General features: G+C 68.4%; 15 protein-coding genes. 5 read left to right on the top strand and 10 right to left on the bottom strand.

The window, feature by feature from the left end:
* The first annotated feature begins 601 nt into the window (after positions 1–601).
* Entirely contained in the window at positions 602–1,864 is a 1,263-nt protein-coding gene (locus IE267_RS22820) for a PP2C family protein-serine/threonine phosphatase (RefSeq protein WP_189764500.1), read from the top strand.
* Positions 1,865–2,060: 196 nt separating this feature from the next.
* Positions 2,061–3,260, top strand: coding sequence for a PP2C family protein-serine/threonine phosphatase (locus IE267_RS22815; protein WP_189764499.1), 1,200 nt, complete (start codon positions 2,061–2,063; stop codon positions 3,258–3,260).
* 83 nt (positions 3,261–3,343) lie between these two features.
* On the opposite strand, the gene IE267_RS22810 is transcribed toward IE267_RS22815, so the two are convergent.
* A complete protein-coding gene (locus IE267_RS22810; RefSeq protein ID WP_229861381.1) occupies positions 3,344–3,778 on the bottom strand; it encodes a MarR family transcriptional regulator in 435 nt (144 codons plus the stop codon).
* Between the two features lie 306 nt (positions 3,779–4,084).
* A complete protein-coding gene (locus IE267_RS22805; RefSeq protein WP_229861380.1) occupies positions 4,085–4,942 on the bottom strand; it encodes an alpha/beta fold hydrolase in 858 nt (285 codons plus the stop codon).
* 99 nt (positions 4,943–5,041) lie between these two features.
* Here IE267_RS22805 and IE267_RS22800 point away from each other — a divergent pair, with 99 nt between their 5' ends.
* A complete protein-coding gene (locus tag IE267_RS22800; protein ID WP_189764497.1) occupies positions 5,042–5,452 on the top strand; it encodes a winged helix-turn-helix transcriptional regulator in 411 nt (136 codons plus the stop codon).
* Positions 5,453–5,482: 30 nt separating this feature from the next.
* Here the strand turns inward: IE267_RS22800 and IE267_RS22795 are convergent, their stop codons facing one another.
* Together IE267_RS22795 and recA are read right to left on the bottom strand one after the other, a co-directional pair.
* Positions 5,483–6,946: an NHL repeat-containing protein gene (locus IE267_RS22795; protein ID WP_189764496.1), complete on the bottom strand. Its 1,464-nt coding sequence runs from the start codon at positions 6,944–6,946 to the stop codon at positions 5,483–5,485.
* Between the two features lie 436 nt (positions 6,947–7,382).
* On the bottom strand, positions 7,383–8,459 hold the full coding sequence (gene recA, locus IE267_RS22790) for a recombinase RecA (RefSeq protein ID WP_189764495.1): 1,077 nt from the start codon (positions 8,457–8,459) through the stop codon (positions 7,383–7,385).
* Positions 8,460–8,748: 289 nt separating this feature from the next.
* Here recA and IE267_RS22785 point away from each other — a divergent pair, with 289 nt between their 5' ends.
* Positions 8,749–9,978 (top strand): MFS transporter, encoded by a 1,230-nt coding sequence (locus tag IE267_RS22785; protein ID WP_167159879.1) that lies wholly within the window; start codon positions 8,749–8,751, stop codon positions 9,976–9,978.
* Between the two features lie 220 nt (positions 9,979–10,198).
* Here IE267_RS22785 and IE267_RS22780 read toward each other — a convergent pair whose 3' ends face one another.
* The 6 genes from IE267_RS22780 to coaD all read right to left on the bottom strand — a co-directional run bounded on the left by IE267_RS22780 (position 10,199) and on the right by coaD (position 16,569).
* The gene (locus IE267_RS22780) at positions 10,199–12,496 is read right to left on the bottom strand and encodes a pyridoxal-phosphate dependent enzyme (RefSeq protein WP_167159882.1); all 2,298 of its coding nucleotides are present in this window, start codon (positions 12,494–12,496) and stop codon (positions 10,199–10,201) included.
* A gap of 2 nt (positions 12,497–12,498) precedes the next feature.
* The gene (locus IE267_RS22775) at positions 12,499–13,290 is read right to left on the bottom strand and encodes a GHMP family kinase ATP-binding protein (protein ID WP_229861378.1); all 792 of its coding nucleotides are present in this window, start codon (positions 13,288–13,290) and stop codon (positions 12,499–12,501) included.
* Between the two features lie 139 nt (positions 13,291–13,429).
* A complete protein-coding gene (locus IE267_RS22770) occupies positions 13,430–14,935 on the bottom strand; it encodes an argininosuccinate lyase (protein WP_189764494.1) in 1,506 nt (501 codons plus the stop codon).
* The gene (locus IE267_RS22765) at positions 14,925–15,074 is read right to left on the bottom strand and encodes a hypothetical protein (protein WP_189764493.1); all 150 of its coding nucleotides are present in this window, start codon (positions 15,072–15,074) and stop codon (positions 14,925–14,927) included. Before IE267_RS22765 ends, IE267_RS22770 begins: the two co-directional genes overlap by 11 nt.
* Before the next feature lie 59 nt (positions 15,075–15,133).
* Positions 15,134–16,060, bottom strand: a complete 927-nt coding sequence (locus IE267_RS22760; RefSeq protein ID WP_189764492.1) for an ornithine carbamoyltransferase — start codon at positions 16,058–16,060, stop codon at positions 15,134–15,136.
* Positions 16,061–16,101: 41 nt separating this feature from the next.
* A complete protein-coding gene (coaD, locus tag IE267_RS22755; RefSeq protein ID WP_167159887.1) occupies positions 16,102–16,569 on the bottom strand; it encodes a pantetheine-phosphate adenylyltransferase in 468 nt (155 codons plus the stop codon).
* A gap of 656 nt (positions 16,570–17,225) precedes the next feature.
* Between coaD and IE267_RS22750 the strand changes: the two genes are divergently transcribed.
* On the top strand, positions 17,226–19,942 hold a 2,717-nt coding region (locus IE267_RS22750), incomplete at its 3' end, for a non-ribosomal peptide synthetase (RefSeq protein ID WP_229861377.1).

The raw sequence follows: 19,942 nt of genomic DNA, 5'->3' as shown, positions 1-19,942 counted from the left end.
GCGCTGCGGTCATGTGATCCTCACCTCTGTGCGCCCGCTGCGACCTGTGTCATGGTGCGGGGTGGGCCCCTGGGCCGCGCAGGTGGTCGGCCGCCTGGATGCCGCACCCCGGGCCCTGGTCGCGGGCCCTGTCGTGCCGGCTTCCCCTCCCGTCGGCGTCCATCTGTTCTACGGGTCGCGCTTCGGCGGATCGTGGACGGGTGGAGCTTTCGTGTGCACTTCACCCGTGAATATATTTGCCACGTGACAACAGTTACGGTGGGGGCAGCATGTGCGGTGCACCAGTGCCGGACAGCCCCGCGCGGAGGCCAGTGAAAGGGATCCAGGTGAGTGTCAGCGAGGCCACGGCGCGCAGGCGTGCAGTCGAGGCACTGCGTCGGAGAGCCGCCACGGCAGCCCCGAACACCCGCACCGCCGCTCTCCCGACGGCGGCCACCACCGTCCCGCGCTCCGACGGCATTGCCACCCGGAGGGTCCACACCCCATCGCTGTCCATGTTGCGCCTGCCCCCGCAACTGCTCGCCGCATCAGTGACGCACCGCGCCCGCAGCACCCGCGACGACGCGACGCTCCTTGCGCTCAGACCCCAGCAAAGGCACTCATGAACGGCACCTTCTATGCCCTGCCCGCCCTGCGCGGCGCAGTGCGCCGCGTCGCCCAGCACCACGGACTGGCCGTCGAGACCCGATCCCGTCTCGTCCTGTCCGTCTGTGACCTGGCCGCCGCGGAGTTCACCGCCCGCAGGCCGGTCACCTTTACCGCCGACGTCCAGACAGACCCGGACGCCGGCGCGTCCACCATGTCCGCCACGCTGACCGCACCACAGGCCGTCGGACCGCTGCTCACCACCGGCCTGCCCCTGCCTGTCGCCCCTGCGACGTCAGTCACCTCCGCGACCTGGCACATCCCCCTCACCGAAGACGGCGCCGCAGCCGACACCGGCAGCCGCGTCCGCACGGACAGCAGCCTTGCCAGCGAAGCGGACGCCGTGGAGGAGGAGCTTCGCGCCGCCCTCGCGCACGCGGACGCCCTGACGGCGGACCACCGGCTCCTCGAACACGAACTGGCCGAAACCAACGGCGGCGTCCTCGCCCTCTACGTACAACTCGAAGAGCGCGACGAGCAGTTGCGCAAGGCGCACGGCGTCATGCTCCAAGAACTCGAAGACGCACTGCGCCCCGCCCCGCTGCACGTCGACGGCCTGGAACTCGCCGTGCACTACGAGCCGGCCGACCCGCTCGCTCCCACCGGGGGCGACCTCTACGACTGGTTCCTGCTGCCGGACGGCACGCTCCACATCACCATCGTCGACGCACTGGGCCACGGGGTGCGCAGCACCCGAAGCGCCCTCGACGTGACCCACGCCGTTCGCACCCTCGCCCTCGAAGGGCATCCGCTGCAGTCCATCGTGGCCCGCGCGCACGAACTGCTCATGCCCCTCGCCCCAGGACTGATGGCCACCGCGCTGCTCGCCCGCATAGACCCCTCTACGGGCGACGTGCAGATCGCCAACGGAAGCCACCCGCCGGCCATGCTGCTCCAGGCCAACGGGGACGCCGGCTACCTGGAAGTCCCCGGCAGGGGCATCGGCTTCCCCCTGCCCGGCAGCGAGCGGCTGCTGCGTACCCGCATCGGCCCCGGTGACCTGATCGTCCTGTACACCGACGGCCTGACCGAGAGCCGTAGAGACCCTCTCGAAGGTGAAGTCCGCCTCATCGAGTCGGCCCGGCGGCACGCGTCGAAGCCGCTGACCGGCATCCCCGGCGCGATCGCCGCCGACATGCGCAGCCAGGTCCTCCACCCCGACGACACCCTGGCCCTGGCCGTCCGCATCCCCGGCCCGGCCCCCCAAACGTCCCCGTAAGGAGTCCGAGAGCCCACGGCAACCATGCAGGAGAAGGCAACCAAGCCGCGGATATGGGTGTCTGACGGATGCTTCCCAGGATTCCCAGAGCGGTGCATTCCCGCTGAGATTGGGGAAGAATGGGCGCGGCTGATGACACGCGGCACCGCTCCGACCCGTCGGAGCGGATTCGTCCGGATGATGAGGGAAGAAGGCCGTGGACAGGCACTCGACAGGCTGGCTCGGTGTCGCGGAAAGCACCCTGCGACTGACACCTCCCACAGCACTGCTGTCCACCGCACGCTCACTGCTGGCGGAGTACGTACAGGCCCGTGACGTGACGCTCCTGCTGGCGGACTACGGATTGAGCGTCCTCCAGCCCGTGACCCATCTTCCGCATACGGGGGACGCGACGGGTGTCCACGACGGCAGTCCCGCGGGCCGGGCGTTCACCGGTCAAGCCCCCGTCGTGGAAGTCACCGACGAGCCCGGCGCCGTCAGGACGCACCTCCCGATCACGGTGAGAGGCGACCGGCTCGGGGTCCTTTCGGTAGATCTTCCCGAGACGGCGGTCAAGGACCCGTCGGGCGTGCTGGACCTTGCCACCTTCGCGACAGCCCTGGGCCATGAACTGCTCGTGGCCGAGCGCGACACGGACCTGTACCTCCAGGCCCGGCGGCGCAGGCGCCTCACCCTCGCGGCCGAGATGCAGTGGCAGCTCCTGCCCGGGCGTGGCTTCGAGAGTGACGCATTCACCCTTGGCGCCCACCTCGAACCCGCCTATGCGGTAGGCGGCGACAACTTCGACTGGAGCGTCACCGACGACTCCCTCACCATCACCGTCACCGACGGCCAAGGCCACGGCATTCAGGCAGCCCTCCTGACCAGCCTCACCGTCAATGCCCTGCGCAACGCCCGCCGCGCCGGCATCTCCCTCGCCGACCAGGCATGCCTCGCCGATCAGGCGGTCTACGGCGAGTACGGCGGCCGACTGTCGGCCCCCAGTCTGTTGCTGCGCATCGAATTGGCGACGGGCCGGACCTGCGCCGTGGACGCAGGGTCCCCCCAACTGTTTCGCCACCGCGAGGGCACGGTGGAGCGTGTCGAGCTCGATGCCCAACTGCCGCTCGGCATGTTCGAGGAGACCCAGTACAACGAGGAGCAGTTCAGCCTTGAGCCCGGTGACCGTCTGATCATTGTGAGCAGCGGTGTCCACGCCTCCCGGAACGAGGCGGGCAGCTCCTTCGGCGAACTGGCGCTCCGGGAGACCATCGCTGCCGCACGCGGCGCGTCGACGCACGAAACGGCCCGTGCCGTGGTGGACGGGCTGATGCAGTACCACGGGGGCGAAGAGCTCTCTGCCGACGCGGCGGTCCTCTGCCTCGACTGGAGGGGCGCACAGCCGTCGGAGCACTAGGCGGTCCGGCCGCGACACCGAAAAAGCGCCGCTGACCGTTTTCAGGACGGCAGGACGACAGGCCCCCAAGGGAACCCGGGACCTCAGGGCTCGGGGATCGTCTTCTCGACGTTGACGGCCTCGGTAAAGGCGCGCAGGCCGACGAGGAGCGCCTCGCCCTGGGCTGCGGGCACCTGCAGCAGAACCTGGCTGATCGCGACGAGCCGACGCTCGGCCAAGGCCTCCAACATGTGCTGGCCGTGCGGAGTCAGCTTCAGCTCGATCTCACGACGATTGGTCGACGTGCGCCGACGCTCAAGGAGCCCCGCCGCCTCCAGCCTGTCGCACAGCCTGCTGGCCGCGGGAGGTGCGGCACCTATGCGTTCCGCCATGCCGGTGAGATTGATGCCCGGCGACCGATGGGCAATCAGGAGGGCCTCCAGCTGAAGGCTGGACAGGCGTGGCACCGCACTTTGTGCCGCGGCGTTCCAGGTCACGATCAGTGCCTCGGCGGCTTCGGACACCTGCCGGGCGAGCACACGCACAGAATCGTCATCCGAAGACCCCGCGCGGTCCATATGGCCGTCTCTCCCACTGAGCTGGTGCACATCCCCTTCAGATCCCACCGTCGCACTACGGGTCCCCGAACGGTCTCCACCTAATATGCCCTCACTGACCAATCTATGCCTGTCCACGTCATCTTCCGTGCGGGAAGTACGCGACCGACCCCGGCCTTCTCGCGGCACGCCAGGGCGCCAAGGGGTTGACCAGCAACGCCCGCCCTCCCCGAGCCGCTGAACCGGACGTCGGAGCCACCGGTCGTGAACCTTCGGCTCCGCGTCGGCTCACTTCGTCAGGTCGGCGGCGAGGAAGGGAGCAAGCAGCGCGACCAAAGCGTCGGGGCGGTCGAGGGGGATGATGTGGCCGCAGTCCTGGAGGTGGTGTCCGACCAGGTCGTCCGCGATGGGACGGAGTTGGCGTTCGAGCCCGGTACCGACGGGATGGGAGCCGACGGCCATGGTGGGCACGGTCAGTCGAGCCGTCGCGACGGCGTCCTGGATCTGCTGCGCGCTGCTGGGCAGGGCCCGGTAGTGGGAGAACGCGCAGCGCAGGGCCTCGCTCCCGGTGTACGCGTGGAGGAAGGCCGCACGGATGTCGTCGGGTACGCCGCGCCCGAGCGTCCCCGCGTCGAGGAAGAAGTCGATGTAGGGGGCCTCGTTGCCGGCCAGGACCGTCTCGGCGAGGCCGGGGACCGCGTGGAATCCGAACCACCACGGGGCGCCGCCCGCGACCATGTGTTCTGCTCCGGGCAGGCGGCCGAGCAGCGCTTCCATCACGACCAGGCGCCGGACGAGCCCGGGGCGGCGCAGCGCGAGGAGGACGGCGGGGGCGGCGCCCGCGTCGATGGCGACCAGCGCGGCGGAGGGTTCGCCGAGCGCGTCGAGCAGGCCTTCGGCGTCGGCGGCGAGGGTGCTCGCGTCGTACCCCTCGACGGCTCGCGTACTGGCACCGAGACCCCGCAGGTCCGGGGCGATGACCCGGTACTGCCCGGCCAGTCGGTCCATGATGCCGCTCCAGAGTCGCCAGGTGTGCGGGAAGCCGTGCAGGAGGAGTACCGCAGGTCCCTCCCCGGCGATGGCGACGTTGAGCTGGACGCCGTTCGTGGTGATGCGGCGGAGTTGGCGCGGGGCGGTGGCGGACATGATGGGCTCCCGGGTGGTTACCATTGGTGACCACAGAACGATAGGTAACCGTCCGGCCGCTTCCTAGACGGCACTTTCGGGGAAGGTGGTGAGCCACAGGTGACCACCCGAGGAGCCCGGGCCGCCGGTCGTGGAGTGCGCGGCGATCTGTTCGATCCCCAGTGCCCTACGCGGCAGTTGCTGGACCGCATCGGTACGAAGTGGACGTCCATGGCCGTCAAGACGCTCGCCGATGCCGCGCCGGACGAGGTGCGCTTCGCGGAGCTGAAGCGCCGGATGCCCGGCGTCTCGCAGAAGATGCTGTCCGTGACGCTGCGAAACCTGACCCGCGACGGGCTGGTGTCCCGCCGGGTCGAACCGACCGTGCCGCCGCGGGTCTTCTACCGGCTCACCGGACTCGGGCTGTCGCTGGAAACCGCACTCGCGGGGCTGCGCGGCTGGGCGGAGGAGCACATGCCCGAGATCGACCGCGCCAACGAAGCCGCCGACCGGGAGAGCGACGGGGGATAGGCCGGCCCGTTCCGCGCCGGGTGCTTCTTGTCAGCGCTTGGAGATGCGGACCACTCCGGTCTCGGTGCCTTGGTAGAGCGTGCCGTCCGGGGCGGTCGTGCCCCGCATCTGGAGCGGGTTGTAGACGAGCCCGATGCCCAGGTAGGTGCTGCCGAGTTGGGCGCCGGTGGCCGGGTCGATGACGGTGTGGTGGTACTGGGCGAAGGTGTTCAGTCCGGCGCTGCCGGTCGGTCCGGTCACCGACACCGTGTAGATCTTTCCGTCGGCCAGCGACAGCCGGGGCAACCCGGCCGATCTCACCGGGCTGTTCCACACCACCGCGCAGCCCGCTCCCTGGGCGTTGACGTCGATGCGGGTGAGGCCGCCGTCGAAGTCGGCGGAGGAGGGCCGGCTTGCCGGCGCGCCTTCGGGCAGGGCGGGGTACGGGTAGCCGTAGGTGTTGGTGACGAAGACGCTGCGGCCGGAGGCGATGACGGCGTCCTCGGTGCCGCTCCGGGTGTTCTGGGTGAGCACGGGTATCCGGCAGATCGGGTCCGGGCCGCCGTCGGCCCGGTAGACGAGCAGGTTTCCGTGCGGGTCGGCGTTGTCGACGATGGTGACGTACTCGGTGCCGTTGCCGGGCCCGAAGAAGCTCGGGGTGGTGCCGGTGCCCCAGCTGAGCTGACCGGGTTTCCGTGCGGGGCCGCGGTCGTAGGGGGCGCGCCAGTTGATGGTGGGCGTGCCGTCGGGGGCGGCCGACAGGAGGTAGAGGGCGTGGTCGGTGGCGACGGCGGTGTGGCCGGGGACGGTGGAGATGCTGTTCTGGACGCCCTCGCCGGTGCTGATGCCGTGGACCGCACCGGTGGAGGTGTCGACGGTCCCGATCACCCCGCCGCTGGTGGCGAACCAGACCCTGCCGTCCCAGTCGGGCGTCAGGCCGACAATGTTGTCGCCTGCGGGTACGGCGGAACCCAGGGGTGTGGACTGCTCGACGCGCAGGGCCCATCCGTTCGCGGTGCGGAGGTGGCCGATGCGGAGGAGGTTGTTGTTCCCGTCGACGGCGACCAGTCGGTTGTTGTGGTCGAGGTAGGCGTAGACGCCGCCGAAGAGGCTGCCCTTGGGCAGGGCGAGCGAGGCGAGGTCGGCTCCGGTGGCGGGGTCGAGCAGGTGCACGGTCGGGGTCTGTCCGAAGATGGTGGTGCACAGGCTGATCACGTAGCCGTCGCTGCCCACGACCACGGTCGGGCAGGCCGAAGCCAGCGCCGTGCGGGAGTAGTTGACGGGGGCTGTCCCGGGCCCCTGGTAGGGCGTGGTCCCGCTGGAGGCGCTGTCGCCGTGCATGGTCGCGGCGCCACTGGCGGCGGTGGCCGGATTCTGCGGCGGCTGCGGACCGAACTGTGCGGCAGGATCCGCCGCAGCCGCGGGCGATCCGCCGAGACCGGCGGCGCTCAACGCCACGGCGAGGGAGAAGGCGAGCGCGGCGAAGCGCCCGCCCGCGGGCAGGGTGAACGGCATCGGGGGTCCTTCGAGGAGGGGGACGGCGGCAGCGGAGGGCCGCGGACAAGGTGATGTGCGGTGCGGGACCGGCGGACGCCACGGGGGTGCCGGGCGCCGCGGCACTACGGGACGGCCGACGCGGCGGGTTCAACCGGCTCGTCGGCTGCCGACGACGCGGCTGGGCCCGTGTTCCGGTTGGCGGTTGCTCCTCGGAACTGCTCCGACGCAGACGTTAGCCGCCACCTCCACGGTCCGGGACCTTCCGCCGCAGCAGGCAACAGTCTGTTCACGCAGTTCACGCTCCCGCATCAGCCGCGCAACACAGGCCTCGACGAGCCGCCCCCCGAGCGCACTCGGGCAAGGGGCGGGCGCGCGGGCGTAACCGGTCCGAGGAGCACGCCGTGATGCCGTGCCTGTTGCAGGACCGATCCGGCCGGGCCTCAACCCGTTCCCGTCAGGCCGGGTTTCCCGCCGAGGCCCGGGTGGCATCGGGGACCGGGACGGCGCCCGGGTCCTCGATGACGGCGGCCTTCGCCGGTGCCCCGATTCCGAGCTTCGCGAGGATCTTCCGCTCGATCTCGTTGGCGAGGTCGGGGTTGTCCTTGAGGAAGTTGCGGGCGTTCTCCTTGCCCTGGCCGAGCTGGTCGCCTTCGTAGGTGTACCAGGCGCCGGCCTTGCGGACGAAGCCGTGCTCGACGCCCATGTCGATCAGGCCGCCTTCGCGGCTGATGCCCTGGCCGTAGAGGATGTCGAACTCGGCCTGCTTGAAGGGCGGGGCGACCTTGTTCTTGACGACCTTGACGCGGGTGCGGTTGCCGACCGCGTCGGTGCCGTCCTTCAGCGTTTCGATGCGGCGGATGTCGAGGCGTACGGAGGCGTAGAACTTCAGGGCCCGGCCACCGGTGGTGGTCTCGGGGGAGCCGAACATCACGCCGATCTTCTCGCGCAGCTGGTTGATGAAGATCGCCGTCGTACTCGTCCGACTGAGCGCGCTGGTGATCTTCCGCAGGGCCTGGCTCATGAGCCGGGCCTGCAGACCCATGTGGGAGTCACCCATCTCGCCCTCGATTTCGGCGCGCGGCACGAGGGCGGCAACGGAGTCGATCACGATCAGGTCGATCGCGCCGGAGCGGATCAGGATGTCGACGATTTCCAGGGCCTGCTCGCCGTTGTCGGGCTGGGACAGGATGAGGTTGTCGATGTCGACGCCGAGCTTCTTGGCGTACTCGGGGTCGAGGGCGTGCTCGGCGTCGACGAACGCGACGGCTCCGCCGGCCTTCTGCGCGTTGGCCACGGCGTGCAGGGTCAGGGTCGTCTTGCCGGACGACTCCGGGCCGTACACCTCCACCACGCGGCCGCGCGGCAGGCCGCCGACGCCGAGCGCGACGTCCAGCGCGGTCGACCCGGTGGGGATGACCTCGATGGGCTCGTTCGGCCGCTCGCCCAGGCGCATCACCGCGCCCCTGCCGAATTTCTGCTCGATCTGTGCGAGCGCGGTGTCCAGCGCCTTGTCCTGATCGGTTCCTGCCATGAGCTTTCACCCGGTCCGATTGTGTGGCGCGCCGCACGTCGGAGGACGTGAGCGTCTAGACCGACAACGGACGTCTCGGAGATCCCAGTAAACGAACATCCGATCGATTTTCGTGTCCTATGAACGGTACCAAAACGGAGCGAGCGGGGCAGAGTGCGCGCCCAACGACTCCGGCGGCAGATCGCGCCACGTGAGCGACGACGAACCCCTGATGACGGTCACATGCGAGCCCCGGGGTGATCAAACCCCCGAGGATTTGAGGAGTTGCCCACTTGGTACGGTGCCGCTCATGGGGGGATCACTCGCGCCGTTGGCGTATCCGAATTTTCGTTGGCTGCTCAGTGCCCGCGTGACGTCCATAGCCGGCAACGCGATGGCGCAGATCGCCCTCGTATTCGCTGTGCGGGACGTGACGGAATCGGTCACGACGCTCGGTGTCGTGGTGGCGGCGCGCTCGCTTGCGAACTTGGTGTTCCTGCTGTGGGGCGGTGTCGTCGCGGACCGGCTGCCCCGCCAGCTCGTGCTCGTGGGGTCGTCCGCGGTGTCGGCGGGCAGCCAGGGGCTTCTGGCCGTCCTGGTGCTGACCGGGACGGTGTCCGTGCCGGCGTTCGTGGTGCTTGCGGCCGTGAACGGCATGTCGAGCGCCTTCTCGTTCCCCGCCTCCTCGGCGCTCGCGCCGCAGACGGTGCCCGCCGAACAGCGTCAGCGCGCCAACGCGTTGCTGCGCCTCGGGCAGAACTCGTCGATGATCGCGGGCGCCTCGCTGGGCGGCATGCTGATCGCGTTCACCGGCCCCGGCTGGGGCCTGGCGGCGGACGCGCTGTCGTTCGTCCTGGCGGGCCTGTGCTTCTCGTTCGTACGTGTACCGGCGGCCGGGGTCGCCGCCGGGCGCAGGCCGGGAGTGCTGTCCGAACTGCGGGTCGGCTGGACGGAGTTCGTCTCGCGGACCTGGATCTGGGGCGTGGTCGTGGCTTTCGTCTTCGTCAACGCGGCACATGCGGGCGGCACGATGGTCCTCGGCCCGGTCATGGCGGACACCGTGATCGGACGTGAGGCGTGGGGCTTCGTGCTGGCCGCTCAGACCGTGGGCATGGTCGCCGGTGCCTTCGTCGCGTTGCGAATCAAGGTGCGCAGGCTGCTGCTGCTCGGCGTGGCGTGCGTGGCGGCGTTCGCGGGCCTGCCGTTGGCTCTCGCCGTGTACCCGGAGCCGTGGCTGCTCATGATCACCGCTTTCGTGGCGGGGCTGTGTCTTGAGCAGTTCGGCGTGGCGTGGGAGACGTCATTGCAGCACCACGTCCCGGAGGACCGGCTGGCGCGGGTCTACTCCTACGACATGCTCGGATCGATCGCCGCGGTTCCACTGGCCCAGCTCGTGGTCGGCCCGCTGTCGCAGATCGCAGGGATCACCGCGACCCTGCTCGGCTGCGCGGCGATCCACGTGATCGCGACGGCCGCGATGGTCGGTTCGCGATCCGTTCGTGCGGTGGAGAACGTGCCCTCGGCCCAGCCGGTTCACTGACCCGGCGATCGAAGGACGAGTCGGAGGCCGTGCCGACGGTCGGCACCAGCAGCGGACCGGCACGACCGTCCCTCGGGACAGCCGTGCCGGTGACGATCTGCACAGCGGCTGTCGCCGGGCTGGGCGCCCGGCTCGCGACTGTCGGGGTGTCACGCGGGTGCGCGCCACGGCGTCTCGCTCACTGCCCTGCTACGACCCCTCCGCGGGCGGAGCAAGGATGTCACCGCGCAGGTCGATCACCGCAACTCCCGTCGTGGGGCGGCTTGGTGTCGACACATATGCGCATGCGGTCATGCGCTGCATCGAGCGTCCGTGTGACCATGGCGGCGGTATCGCCCGCGGCGATGAGGTGGCCGATGCGCCCGTAGGCATTCTCGGCCGGTTCCACCGCGGTTCCAGAGCGCGCCGACACGGCAACTTTGGTGACACCGGGTGTGGCCGACGCCTCCTCGACGCCCTCCACGCCGCTCAGCACGCCCGCACGGTCCGACAACAGGAACCGGATCGCGGCGTAACCCTCGCGCGTGGCCGTGAGGTCCACCGGCAGGCCCGTCGCGGCGCGGAGTTGCTGCTCCAGCAGATCGGCACCGATCGCCTGCCGGATCAGCTCGGGGATCATGCCACCTGCCAGTCGCGGGTTGATCTCCAGGATGCGTGGACCGCTCGCGGTGAGCTTGACTTCGGTGTGGGCGGGGCCCGAGCGCCACCCCACCGCATCGAGTGCGGCGATCACGGTCTCGGCCAACTCGGCCGCGGCGCCGGTGGGCAGCGGAGCGGGGAAGACGTGCCCGGTCTCGACGAAGTGGGGCCCGGCCGTCACGGACTTGGCGGTCACACCGATGCACGTGGTCACGCCGTCGTGGGTGAACGTCTCCACGCTGTACTCGTCGCCCTGGACGAACTCCTCCACCAGCACGGTCCGCGCGGCCGCCTGGCCGCGGACGTTCGTGCGCACCGCGAGGATGCGCGAGACCATTTCCCTGGCCTCGTCGACGTCGGCGCACAGCTTGACGTTGTTCGAGCCCGAGTCGTCGGACGGCTTGACCACACAGGGCAGGCCCGTTTCGGCGACGGCCTTGGCGACCTCGTCGACGTCAGTGACCACGGCGTAGTCGGGCTGACCGATTCCCGCAGCCCAAAGGACACCGCGGGTCACGTCCTTGTTCCGGCAGGCGGCGACCGCGTCGGCCGAGTTGCCGGGCAGGTCGAGCCACTCGGTCAGCTCCGCGGTGACGGGTACGTAGAAGTCGCTGGTGGTGGTGAGCCCGGCGATGCTCTGGCGGGGGAAGCGCTCCTGGATCACGGTGCGCAGCTCCGCGGGCGAGTTCGTGTCGCAGACGACGATCTCGCTGCCGGTCTCGTCGAGTCCGGCATACCGCTCGGGCCTACCGGTGATCAGCACCGGACGCAGCCCCAGTTCGCGCGCGGTGCGCAGCGCGTCCATTCCCGTGCCGCTCGTGTTGGACTCGACGAAGATCAGGTACTTGCCGCCCTTGTCGGCCCGCGGAAGAGCCGCACGCGACCATTGGGTCACCGCGGTGCCGTATGCGACGAGTCCGGGCTCGGTGGCCAGAGGGAGGTCACGCACGCGCTGTTCGGCCCAGTACTCGTCGCTGTAGACGGTGTCGACGTAGCGATCGCCCCGGTCGGGGAAGATGCCGACGATGCGGCTGCCCGGCGTCGCGCGCGTGGCGATCTCGGTCAGGACGCGGTACACCGAGCCGGACGTGTTGCCCGCGAAGATGCCCTGTTCCCGCACCAGAGCCCTGGTCGCGGCAAATGCCTCGTGATCATTGAGCCAGTGCACCTCGTCGATGACGTCGCGGTCCAGATTGTTCGGGGACAGGCTGTTGCCCAGGCCGCTCTGCAGCCGGCGGGGAAAGTCCGGCTGCTCGAACAGCGCGCTCCCGACGCAGTCGACGCCGACGGATCGCAGGCTCGGGAAGGTCTTGCGCAACTCCCGGGTCGAACCGCACAGGGAGCCGCCCGAACCGACCGCACCCACCAGGACGTCGACGGTTGCGAGGTCATCGATCAATTCCCGCACGAGTGCCCGGTAGGCGCGCGGGTTGTCCGGGTTGGTGTACTGACGCGGCCAGAAGGCCCCGGGCAGGTCCCGTAGCAACTCGGAGAGACGTTCCAGTCTGGCGGACTGCCAGCCCTGGCCCGTCATCGACGCCACCATATGGACGTGTGCGTCCAAGGCGCGCAGTTTCGCCAGGGTGATGGGATCGATCCTGGGATCGGTCACGATGTGGACCGGGTGTCCCAGGGTTCGCCCCACCAGGGCCACGCCGAGGGCCAAAGTCCCGGACGAGCTCTCCACGATGGGAGCCCCGGGCTGGAGCGCCCCGGTGCGGAGAGCCTCCTCCACCATGCTCTTGGCCACCCGGTCCTTCATGGCGAACGGGTTGGCGAGTTCCAGCTTCGCGTACACCTCGGTGCCGTCGGGTACGTCGAGCGCGAGGCGCACTAGCGGGGTGTGCCCGATCATGTCGCGAGCGGACTGGAAGAGCATCGTCACATCCTCTGGTGATGGGTGAGGTGGAGAGCGCCCAGGCGACTCCAGTCGTCGTCCTCATGCCCGAGTGATCGGTGGACGGCGGTTCTGCCCGGCAGGGCCGCGCAGCCGGCCAGAGCCGCTTCGGTCTTGGCTGCGGCATCGGGGTCGGCGTGGTCGATGAGGATGCCGAGCACCGTTCCGCTGTGTGCGCACACGACGCCCAGGGCGCCGATTTCTTTGGTGAGTCGCCGCAGCTCACCCAGGTAACGGCGTGGATTGCGGCGGGCGTTGAGCTCGGCGCTGCGGGTGGCGACCCGCCCGACCTCCGCCAGGTCACCGTCACGTACCGCGCCGCCGAGCGTCATCAGCAGGCGGGCGTACTCGTGGCGTTCCTCGTCGGTGTGGGCCCCCGCCGCCTCGTTGTAGTGCACCGTATCGATCTGGCCGCCTTCGTCGTGCGCCACAATGATCATTGAGGGCAAGGCGCCCAGCCTCTCCCGCATACGCACATTGCGGTGGTCGAAGCTGACGATCTCGTCATACATGACGCCGTCGGACGGTTCGATCTCCCGCATCAGGGATTCGATGTCCTCGGCGTGGAAATGGGTTCCGAACGCGGCCGCGACGGCGCGGGCGGTGGCGACCAGATCCGCCGACGAGCTGGCCAGTCCCTTTCCCTCCGGCAATTCACTGTGGACGGTCAAGTGGCCGCCGTCGAGCACGCCCGCGGCGCGCAGGGCCGACCTCGCGATGCGGGCGGCCTTCCATTTGTGCGCGGGGTGCACATCGACATGGGTGGTGCCGGGCACGTGCCGGAAGGTCGCCGTGCTCCACGCCGCCAAAGGGCAGGTCACCATGAAATGCTGACCAGAGGGGACAGTTCCCTGGAGCAGCTCTCCAAATGTGCCGAACGATCTGCCCGTACCCTGGGCCGCATCGGCGGGCCACTCAACCCCTCTCGTGTCCGAACTGGACAACTCCGTTGCCTCCCTCTTGGCTCTGGGATCTCCGACGATTCCACTCCCGCGCAAGTCGCTCGAATTCTCGCTCCTGATCCGCGAGCACTTCACCGACCGCCTCGGGATGGGTCGATCCCGAAGAATTCATCGACCACAGAGCGCCCGCGACGTCGAAAACGTCGTGCAGCAGTGCGCGCGGATCCTGGAGCTGGCAACCGTTTTCCGCTGCGGCTTGGATCAGCAGATCAGGGTTTATCTGTACCGGCTTGAGGCCGGCATCCATGGCCATCACGATGTACCGTCCCGCGATCACCTGTGCGAGCCGCCAGGGCACGCCTTCGTGGAGGGTCAGGCGATTCGCCAGTGCGAAGCCGCCCAAAAACTCCTTCTCGCATGCGCGGGCCATCCGGTCGACGTCGAATCGGGCGTTGTCCAGCACCACCGTGAAAAGCCGCAGCGCGCTTTCGAACGTATCGAACGCTTTCGGCATTTCCGTGCCGGCCTCTTTGGAGACTTCGACGGAGTTGGAGAATGCGGTGTTGCGCTGTCCGAGCACCGTGTCGAGGTGCGTCGAGGACAGATGTGCCAGGCGTCCGCGAATGCGTTCCAGGATGGGGAAGTTCTTCTTCTGCGGCATGGCGGAGGAAATCCCGGACAGCTCGTCCGGCAGATCCAGGAACCCATAGGCACTGCTGCCCCAGGTCATCAGGTCGGTGACGAACCGGCTCAACTGCACGCCGACGATCTCGAATTCGGCGGTGATCTCGACGGTCCAGCCCCGATGTGCGACAGAGGTCAGCGCGAGCGGCTGTATCCGTTGGAATCCCAGCAGGCGCGCAAGGCGCCGTCGATCCCACGGCAGGGTCTGACCCGACATCGCTCCCGCCCCCAGAGGGCAGGCGTCGATGCTGTCGTAGGTGGACAGGAGCCGGCGTGCTGAGTGCTGCGCCTGTTCGGACAGAGCGGCCAGGTAGAAGCCCGGCGAGATGATTTGTGCTGCTTGTAGATGCGTGTAGCCGGGCATCGGGTGTTCGGTATGACGTCCGGCGAGCCGGTGCGCCGCACGGCCGAACTCCAACAGCGTGGCAGCGGCGTCGAGCAAGCGGGAACGTCCGAAGAGCAGCTGGGCGCACGCCTGGTAGTCGTTGCGGCTGCGGTCGACGTGCCAGGCCGCAACCGGTTCGCCGAGACCGGCCTCGACGTGCTGTTCCAGGGTGAAGGCCATGTCACTCATGGCCGTCGCGCTCCGCTCGATCATCGAGTCCCGATCGACCGAGTCCAGGAGGGCGTTGATCTCGTGGGCACTTCCCTCGGCGAGAAGTCCCATGCGGACATACTCCGCGACCAGGGCTTTCTCAATCGCCACGTAGTGCGGCAGCAGAGTGTTCACCTCTGCGTCGAACTGCGGGTCCAGCACCTCTGCGCGCAGCAGATGACTCGGCCCCGAACTCACGCGCCCGCTCAGTCGAGTCGGCCGTGCTTTTTCAACAGGCATGGCGGTCCATTCCTACCTCGATCTCGATGGCCGCGATTGCGGGAAGCCGGCCGGCGGCCGAGTTCCTCAACGCCATGTCGACGATCTCGGTCCCGGAGAACACTCCCGCCGGGCCGTTCACGACGCCCATCGGCTGCACGGGTCGACCTCACCGGCACCGGCCCCCTGGATCACTCCTGGGCGATCATTCGAACGGGTTCAGCGAACGTCGCTCGTCATGCACCATTCCAGTACGGCCATGGCCGCGGTCATCTTGTGATGTGCCTGGCGCCACGCCCGGCTCTGGGCGCCGTCGAGGACCTCGTCGGTGACCTCCTGACCGCGCACGGCGGGAAGGTCGTGCAGGAAAACGGTGTGCCGCGCACCGACCCGGTCCAGGAATTCGCCGTCGATGCGGAAGCCGTCGAATGCGGCGAGCCAATTCGGGTCCTTCTTGGCCACCCCCATGGTTTGCCAGCGGCTGGTGTAGACGGCGTCGACCGGCCCCTTCACGTCTGCCGGCTCGGTGATCTGTTCGACCTTGGCGGACCCCTTGCCGAGCCGGTCGACGGTGGCGAAGACCTCGTCCGGAACCTCGTATCCGGGAGGGCACAGCAAGGTGAGTCGCAATCCCGGCGTGAGAGCGGCGGCGAGTGCCAGGGCCGAGCCGGAGCTGTTGCCCTCGCCGACGCACAGGACATGGCGTCCCTCCAGGTCACCGAATTCCTCGGTGAGCGTGGCGAGATCGGCGATGGCCTGCGTGGGGTGCTCTTCGATGCTGAGCGCGTTGACGACGGCGAGGCGGTTGCTCGAACCGAGTCTGCGCATCTCGTCGAGCGGGCCGTTGGTTCGGACGACCAGGGCGTCAAGGTACTGACCGAGCACCCGCGCCGTGTCCTCGGGGGTCTCTCCGGTGACCAGTTGAAGGTCGTCCGGGCCGTAGGTGATGGTGTCCGCGCCGAGGCGGGTCGCCCCCGACCAGAAGGACGTCCGGGTGCGGGTCGACGACTTGCTGAAATAGATGCCGACCCTGCGCCCGGTGAGCGTCGGCTCTGCGACACCGTCGCGACCGAATTGCACAGCGCGTCCGACGATGCGCGCCAGGTCGTCCGGGGCGAGATCGGACAGAGAGATCAGATTGCGCATTACGGTGTTTCGTCCCCCTAGAGAAGCGTCATGCCACGCATTCACCCGCTGTGCTGCATCCTTTCCAGCAGCTTCGGCGGGATCAGGCTGGACACATCCCCACCCAGTTCAAGGATTTCCCTGACCAGGGTGGATGAGACGCTGTATTTCTGATTCATCATGAAAAATGCAGTGTCCACCGCGGCGAGACTATAGTTCATCTGCGCCATCTGCAACTCACTTTGGAAGTCGTTAATTGTGCGCAGCCCCCTGACGACCAGGGCGAACTTCTCTCTCTCACAGTAATCCACGAGAAGTCCAGAAAATGAGTCCACACTCACATTGTCCAGGTCCGCGGTCACTTCGCGGAGCATGTCCAAGCGTTCTTCCGACGTGAACCGGCACTTCTTGTTGATGTTGACCAGCACGCTCACCACGACATGGTCGTATGTGGCAGCTGCCCGCCCGATTATGTCGAGATGTCCATTTGTGACTGGATCGAATGACCCTGGGTAGACCACACGTTTCATGGTGCCGGACGATATCAAAGGCGATGCGCCTGTGGACTGGACCCCCCTGGAGGCCGGAGTGACCCAAGTCACGTGAGACTTGCTTGTGCTCGCCATCGAGCTCGGCGTAAAAAGATTTCACTTGCTTGTGATTAATGTTCCGCAGGGAACGGGGGGTGTTACGGGCCGGCTGCAGCTTGCGGTCGGCGATTTCGCTGTGTATGCACAGCGCTCACGCGCGGCATCTCGCCCACGCGATACCGCGATACCGGGCCATTCACGGAGTCCGTCGACGACGGCTTGAGCCGGATGGGCGACCGGGGAACGTTCGCGCGCTTTACGGCATTCTTCCGCCGCGTTCGACAGGCGCATCATTTTATGCCTGGACAGAGCCGTCGATGATTGGCATCCTGCGAAACGGTAGCGCTGGAATGTGCGCCTTCCCATCATGACGCGGTGCGGCTGACGGGGTTTTCACGCGCCGGAGGAGTTGCGGACAGCCTCGTGCAGCCGATGCACGCCTCCGGGGTGACAGGGATTCCCGAGGCGTAGCCGTCACGCATTGCAAATTTGTCCGACTTTACTCGAGATCGACACTGGCGCAACGGTGTGGACAGCACGCCGGGCGTGGCCGGGTCGGCGCGGCCGCGGCTGGGCCGAATATCTGGGGGTTTGTTGTGTTCCCGTTGTCATTCGCTCAGCGGCGGCTTTGGTTTCTCGGCCAGTTGGAAGGGCCCGGGGCGACATACAACGTGCCGTTCGGGCTGCGCTTTGTCGGGGGCCTGGACGTGCCGGCCCTGCAGGCGGCGCTGAACGACGTGGTGGAGCGGCACGAGGCCTTGCGGTGCGTTTTCCCGGAGCGGGACGGGGTGCCGCGACAGGAAGTGCTGCGGCCGGATCAGGCGCGGGTCGAGTTGCGGCTGAGCGATGTGACCGCCGAAGAGCTGGCGCGGGTGATGAGCGAGGTGGCGGCGCGTCCCTTCGATCTGGAGCGCGACATCCCGGTGCGGGCGTGGCTGTTCCGGCTGGCGCCCCAGGTGCACGTACTGGTGCTGGTCATGCATCACATCGCTTGTGATGGCTGGTCGCTTGCGCCGTTGACGCGGGACTTGGGGCAGGCGTACCAGGCGCGGTGCAGGGGAAACGCCCCGGAGTGGGTGCCGTTGCCGGTGCAGTACAGCGATTACACGGCGTGGCACGAGGAGTTGGTGGCGCAGGTCGGGCCGGAACAGCTGGCGTACTGGCGCGACACGCTGGCGGGAGCGCCACCGGAGTTGACGTTGCCGGTCGACAGGCCGTACCCGGCTGAACCGACGCACCACGGCGGGCTGGCCCATTTCGCTCTCGACGCCGAGCTGCACAGGGCGTTGACGCGCCTGGGGCAAGCGCAGGGCGCCAGCTTGTTCATGGTGCTGCAGGCCGCGCTGGCGGTCTGGCTGCAGCGGCACGGCGCGGGGGACGACGTCGTGGTCGGCACCGCGGTGGCGGGGCGTACCGATGAGGCGCTGGAAGACCTGGTCGGATTCTTCGTGAACACGTTGGTGTTGCGGACCGACCTGTCGGGAGACCCCTCCTTCGAGGAGTTGCTGCGCAGGGTCCGTGAGACGAATCTCGGCGCGTACCGCAACGAGGACGTCCCGTTCGACCTGTTGGTGGAGGATCTGGCTCCGGACCGGTCGGCAGCCCGGCAGCCGCTGTTCCAGGTGATGCTGGTGCTGCAGTCCGACTCGATCGCCTGGCCGCAGTCCGCCGATCTGGCCGTGTCCCGGGAACAGATCCGCACAGAGGTCGCGAAGTTCGACCTCGTGGTCAGTTTCAGCGAGGTGTTCGACACCACTGGCGCGCCCGCGGGGCTCACCGGTCAGATCGAGTACGCCACCGACGTCTTCGACCAGACCACCGCGGACTCCTTTGGGGACCATCTGGCGCGTGTCCTGCAGCTGGTGGCGGCCGAACCACGGTCCCGGATCACCGGATTCGACCTGCTGTCCGACACGGAACGCCACACGACCCTCGTCGAGTGGAACGGCACCGCGGTCCAGGTACCGCGACAGCGCGTCCACGAACTGTTCGAGGCCCGGGTTCGCCGTGCTCCCACGGCCACCGCCGTGGTCTTCGAGGACATGGAGATCTCCTACGGAGAACTCAACACACGCGCCAACCGTCTGGCACACCACCTCATCGACCACGGAGTGGGCCCGGACGAGGTGGTGGGCATCCACCTGAACCGTGGCGTGGAGATGGTGGTCGCGGTGCTGGCCGTGCTCAAGGCCGGCGCCGCATACACGATGCTGGACACCGGGTTCCCTGTCGACCGGTTGCTTTCGGTCGCCGAGAACGCCGGTGCCCGTGTGGTGATCGCCGACTCGGCACTGGCCGCACAGGCTGCCTGGCCGGCAGTGAGCTTTGTCCGGGTGGACTCCGAGTCGGAGCGGATCGGGCAGCGGGCGGACTGCGATCCGGTGACGACCGGGGGCCCGGAGTCCGCGGCGTGTGTGATGTTCACGTCGGGCTCGACCGGCCGGCCCAAGGGAGTGCTCACGCCCCACCGGGCCCTGGTGGGCACGTTCATCGGTCAGGACTATGTGGACTTCCGGCCGGATCAGGTGTGGCTGCAGACCTCACCGGTGTCCTGGGACGGCTTCGCCGTGGAGCTGCTCGCGCCACTGCTCGCCGGTGCCACGGTCGTCCTCTACCCACAACCGAAGCTGGACGTTCCCGGCATCGTCGACGCGGTCGACAGACACGGCGTGACTGCCGTGCAGGTGTCGGCCAGCTTCTTCAACCTTCTGGTCGAACACCAACCGGAAGTCCTTCACAAGCTCAGTTACATCATGACGGCCGGCGAAGCCGCGTCCGTGGCCCATGTGGCCGCGGCACTGCGGGAGAACGCGGGACTGCAGGTTCTCAACGGGTACGGCCCTGTTGAGAACATGGGGCTCTCCACGACCCACCTGGCCACGCGGCGCGACGTGGAGTGCGGCGTCGTTCCGGTGGGGCGGCCGTTGGTGAACAAGCGCGTCTTCGTGCTCGACGAAGGCCTGCGTCCGGTGCCGGTGGGCGTGACGGGCGAGCTCTACGTGGCGGGCGAGGGTCTGGCGCGGGGTTACCTGAACTGGCCGGGCATGACGGCCGAGCGCTTCGTGGCCTGTCCGTTCGGGGCGCCTGGGGAGCGGATGTACCGCACCGGTGACCTGGTCCGGTGGAACCGTTACGGGCAGTTGGTGTTCGCGGGCCGTGTCGATGACCAGGTGAAGGTGCGGGGTTTCCGTATCGAGTTGGGTGAGGTCGAGGCGGCGCTGGTGGCGCATGTGGGGGTGGGGCGGGTTGTGGTGCTGGTCCGTGAGGATCGGCCGGGGGACAGGCGTTTGGTGGCGTATGTGACGCCGCAGGT

Origin of the sequence: Streptomyces xanthochromogenes (genome assembly GCF_014650455.1) — a bacterium.
GTDB lineage: Bacteria > Actinomycetota > Actinomycetes > Streptomycetales > Streptomycetaceae > Streptomyces > Streptomyces xanthochromogenes.
Note: the sequence above shows the minus strand (reverse complement) of the source record. Positions and strands in the feature narration are given on the sequence as shown.

Coding starts and splice junctions, on each gene's coding strand:
- IE267_RS22820 (WP_189764500.1), top strand. CDS start 602: ATGAACGGCACCTTCTATGCCCTGCCCGCCCTGCGCGGCGCAGTGCGC.
- IE267_RS22805 (WP_229861380.1), bottom strand. CDS start 4,942: ATGTCCGCCACCGCCCCGCGCCAACTCCGCCGCATCACCACGAACGGC.
- IE267_RS22795 (WP_189764496.1), bottom strand. CDS start 6,946: ATGCCGTTCACCCTGCCCGCGGGCGGGCGCTTCGCCGCGCTCGCCTTC.
- recA (WP_189764495.1), bottom strand. CDS start 8,459: ATGGCAGGAACCGATCAGGACAAGGCGCTGGACACCGCGCTCGCACAG.
- IE267_RS22785 (WP_167159879.1), top strand. CDS start 8,749: ATGGGGGGATCACTCGCGCCGTTGGCGTATCCGAATTTTCGTTGGCTG.
- IE267_RS22780 (WP_167159882.1), bottom strand. CDS start 12,496: ATGCTCTTCCAGTCCGCTCGCGACATGATCGGGCACACCCCGCTAGTG.
- IE267_RS22770 (WP_189764494.1), bottom strand. CDS start 14,935: ATGCCTGTTGAAAAAGCACGGCCGACTCGACTGAGCGGGCGCGTGAGT.
- IE267_RS22760 (WP_189764492.1), bottom strand. CDS start 16,060: ATGCGCAATCTGATCTCTCTGTCCGATCTCGCCCCGGACGACCTGGCG.
- coaD (WP_167159887.1), bottom strand. CDS start 16,569: ATGAAACGTGTGGTCTACCCAGGGTCATTCGATCCAGTCACAAATGGA.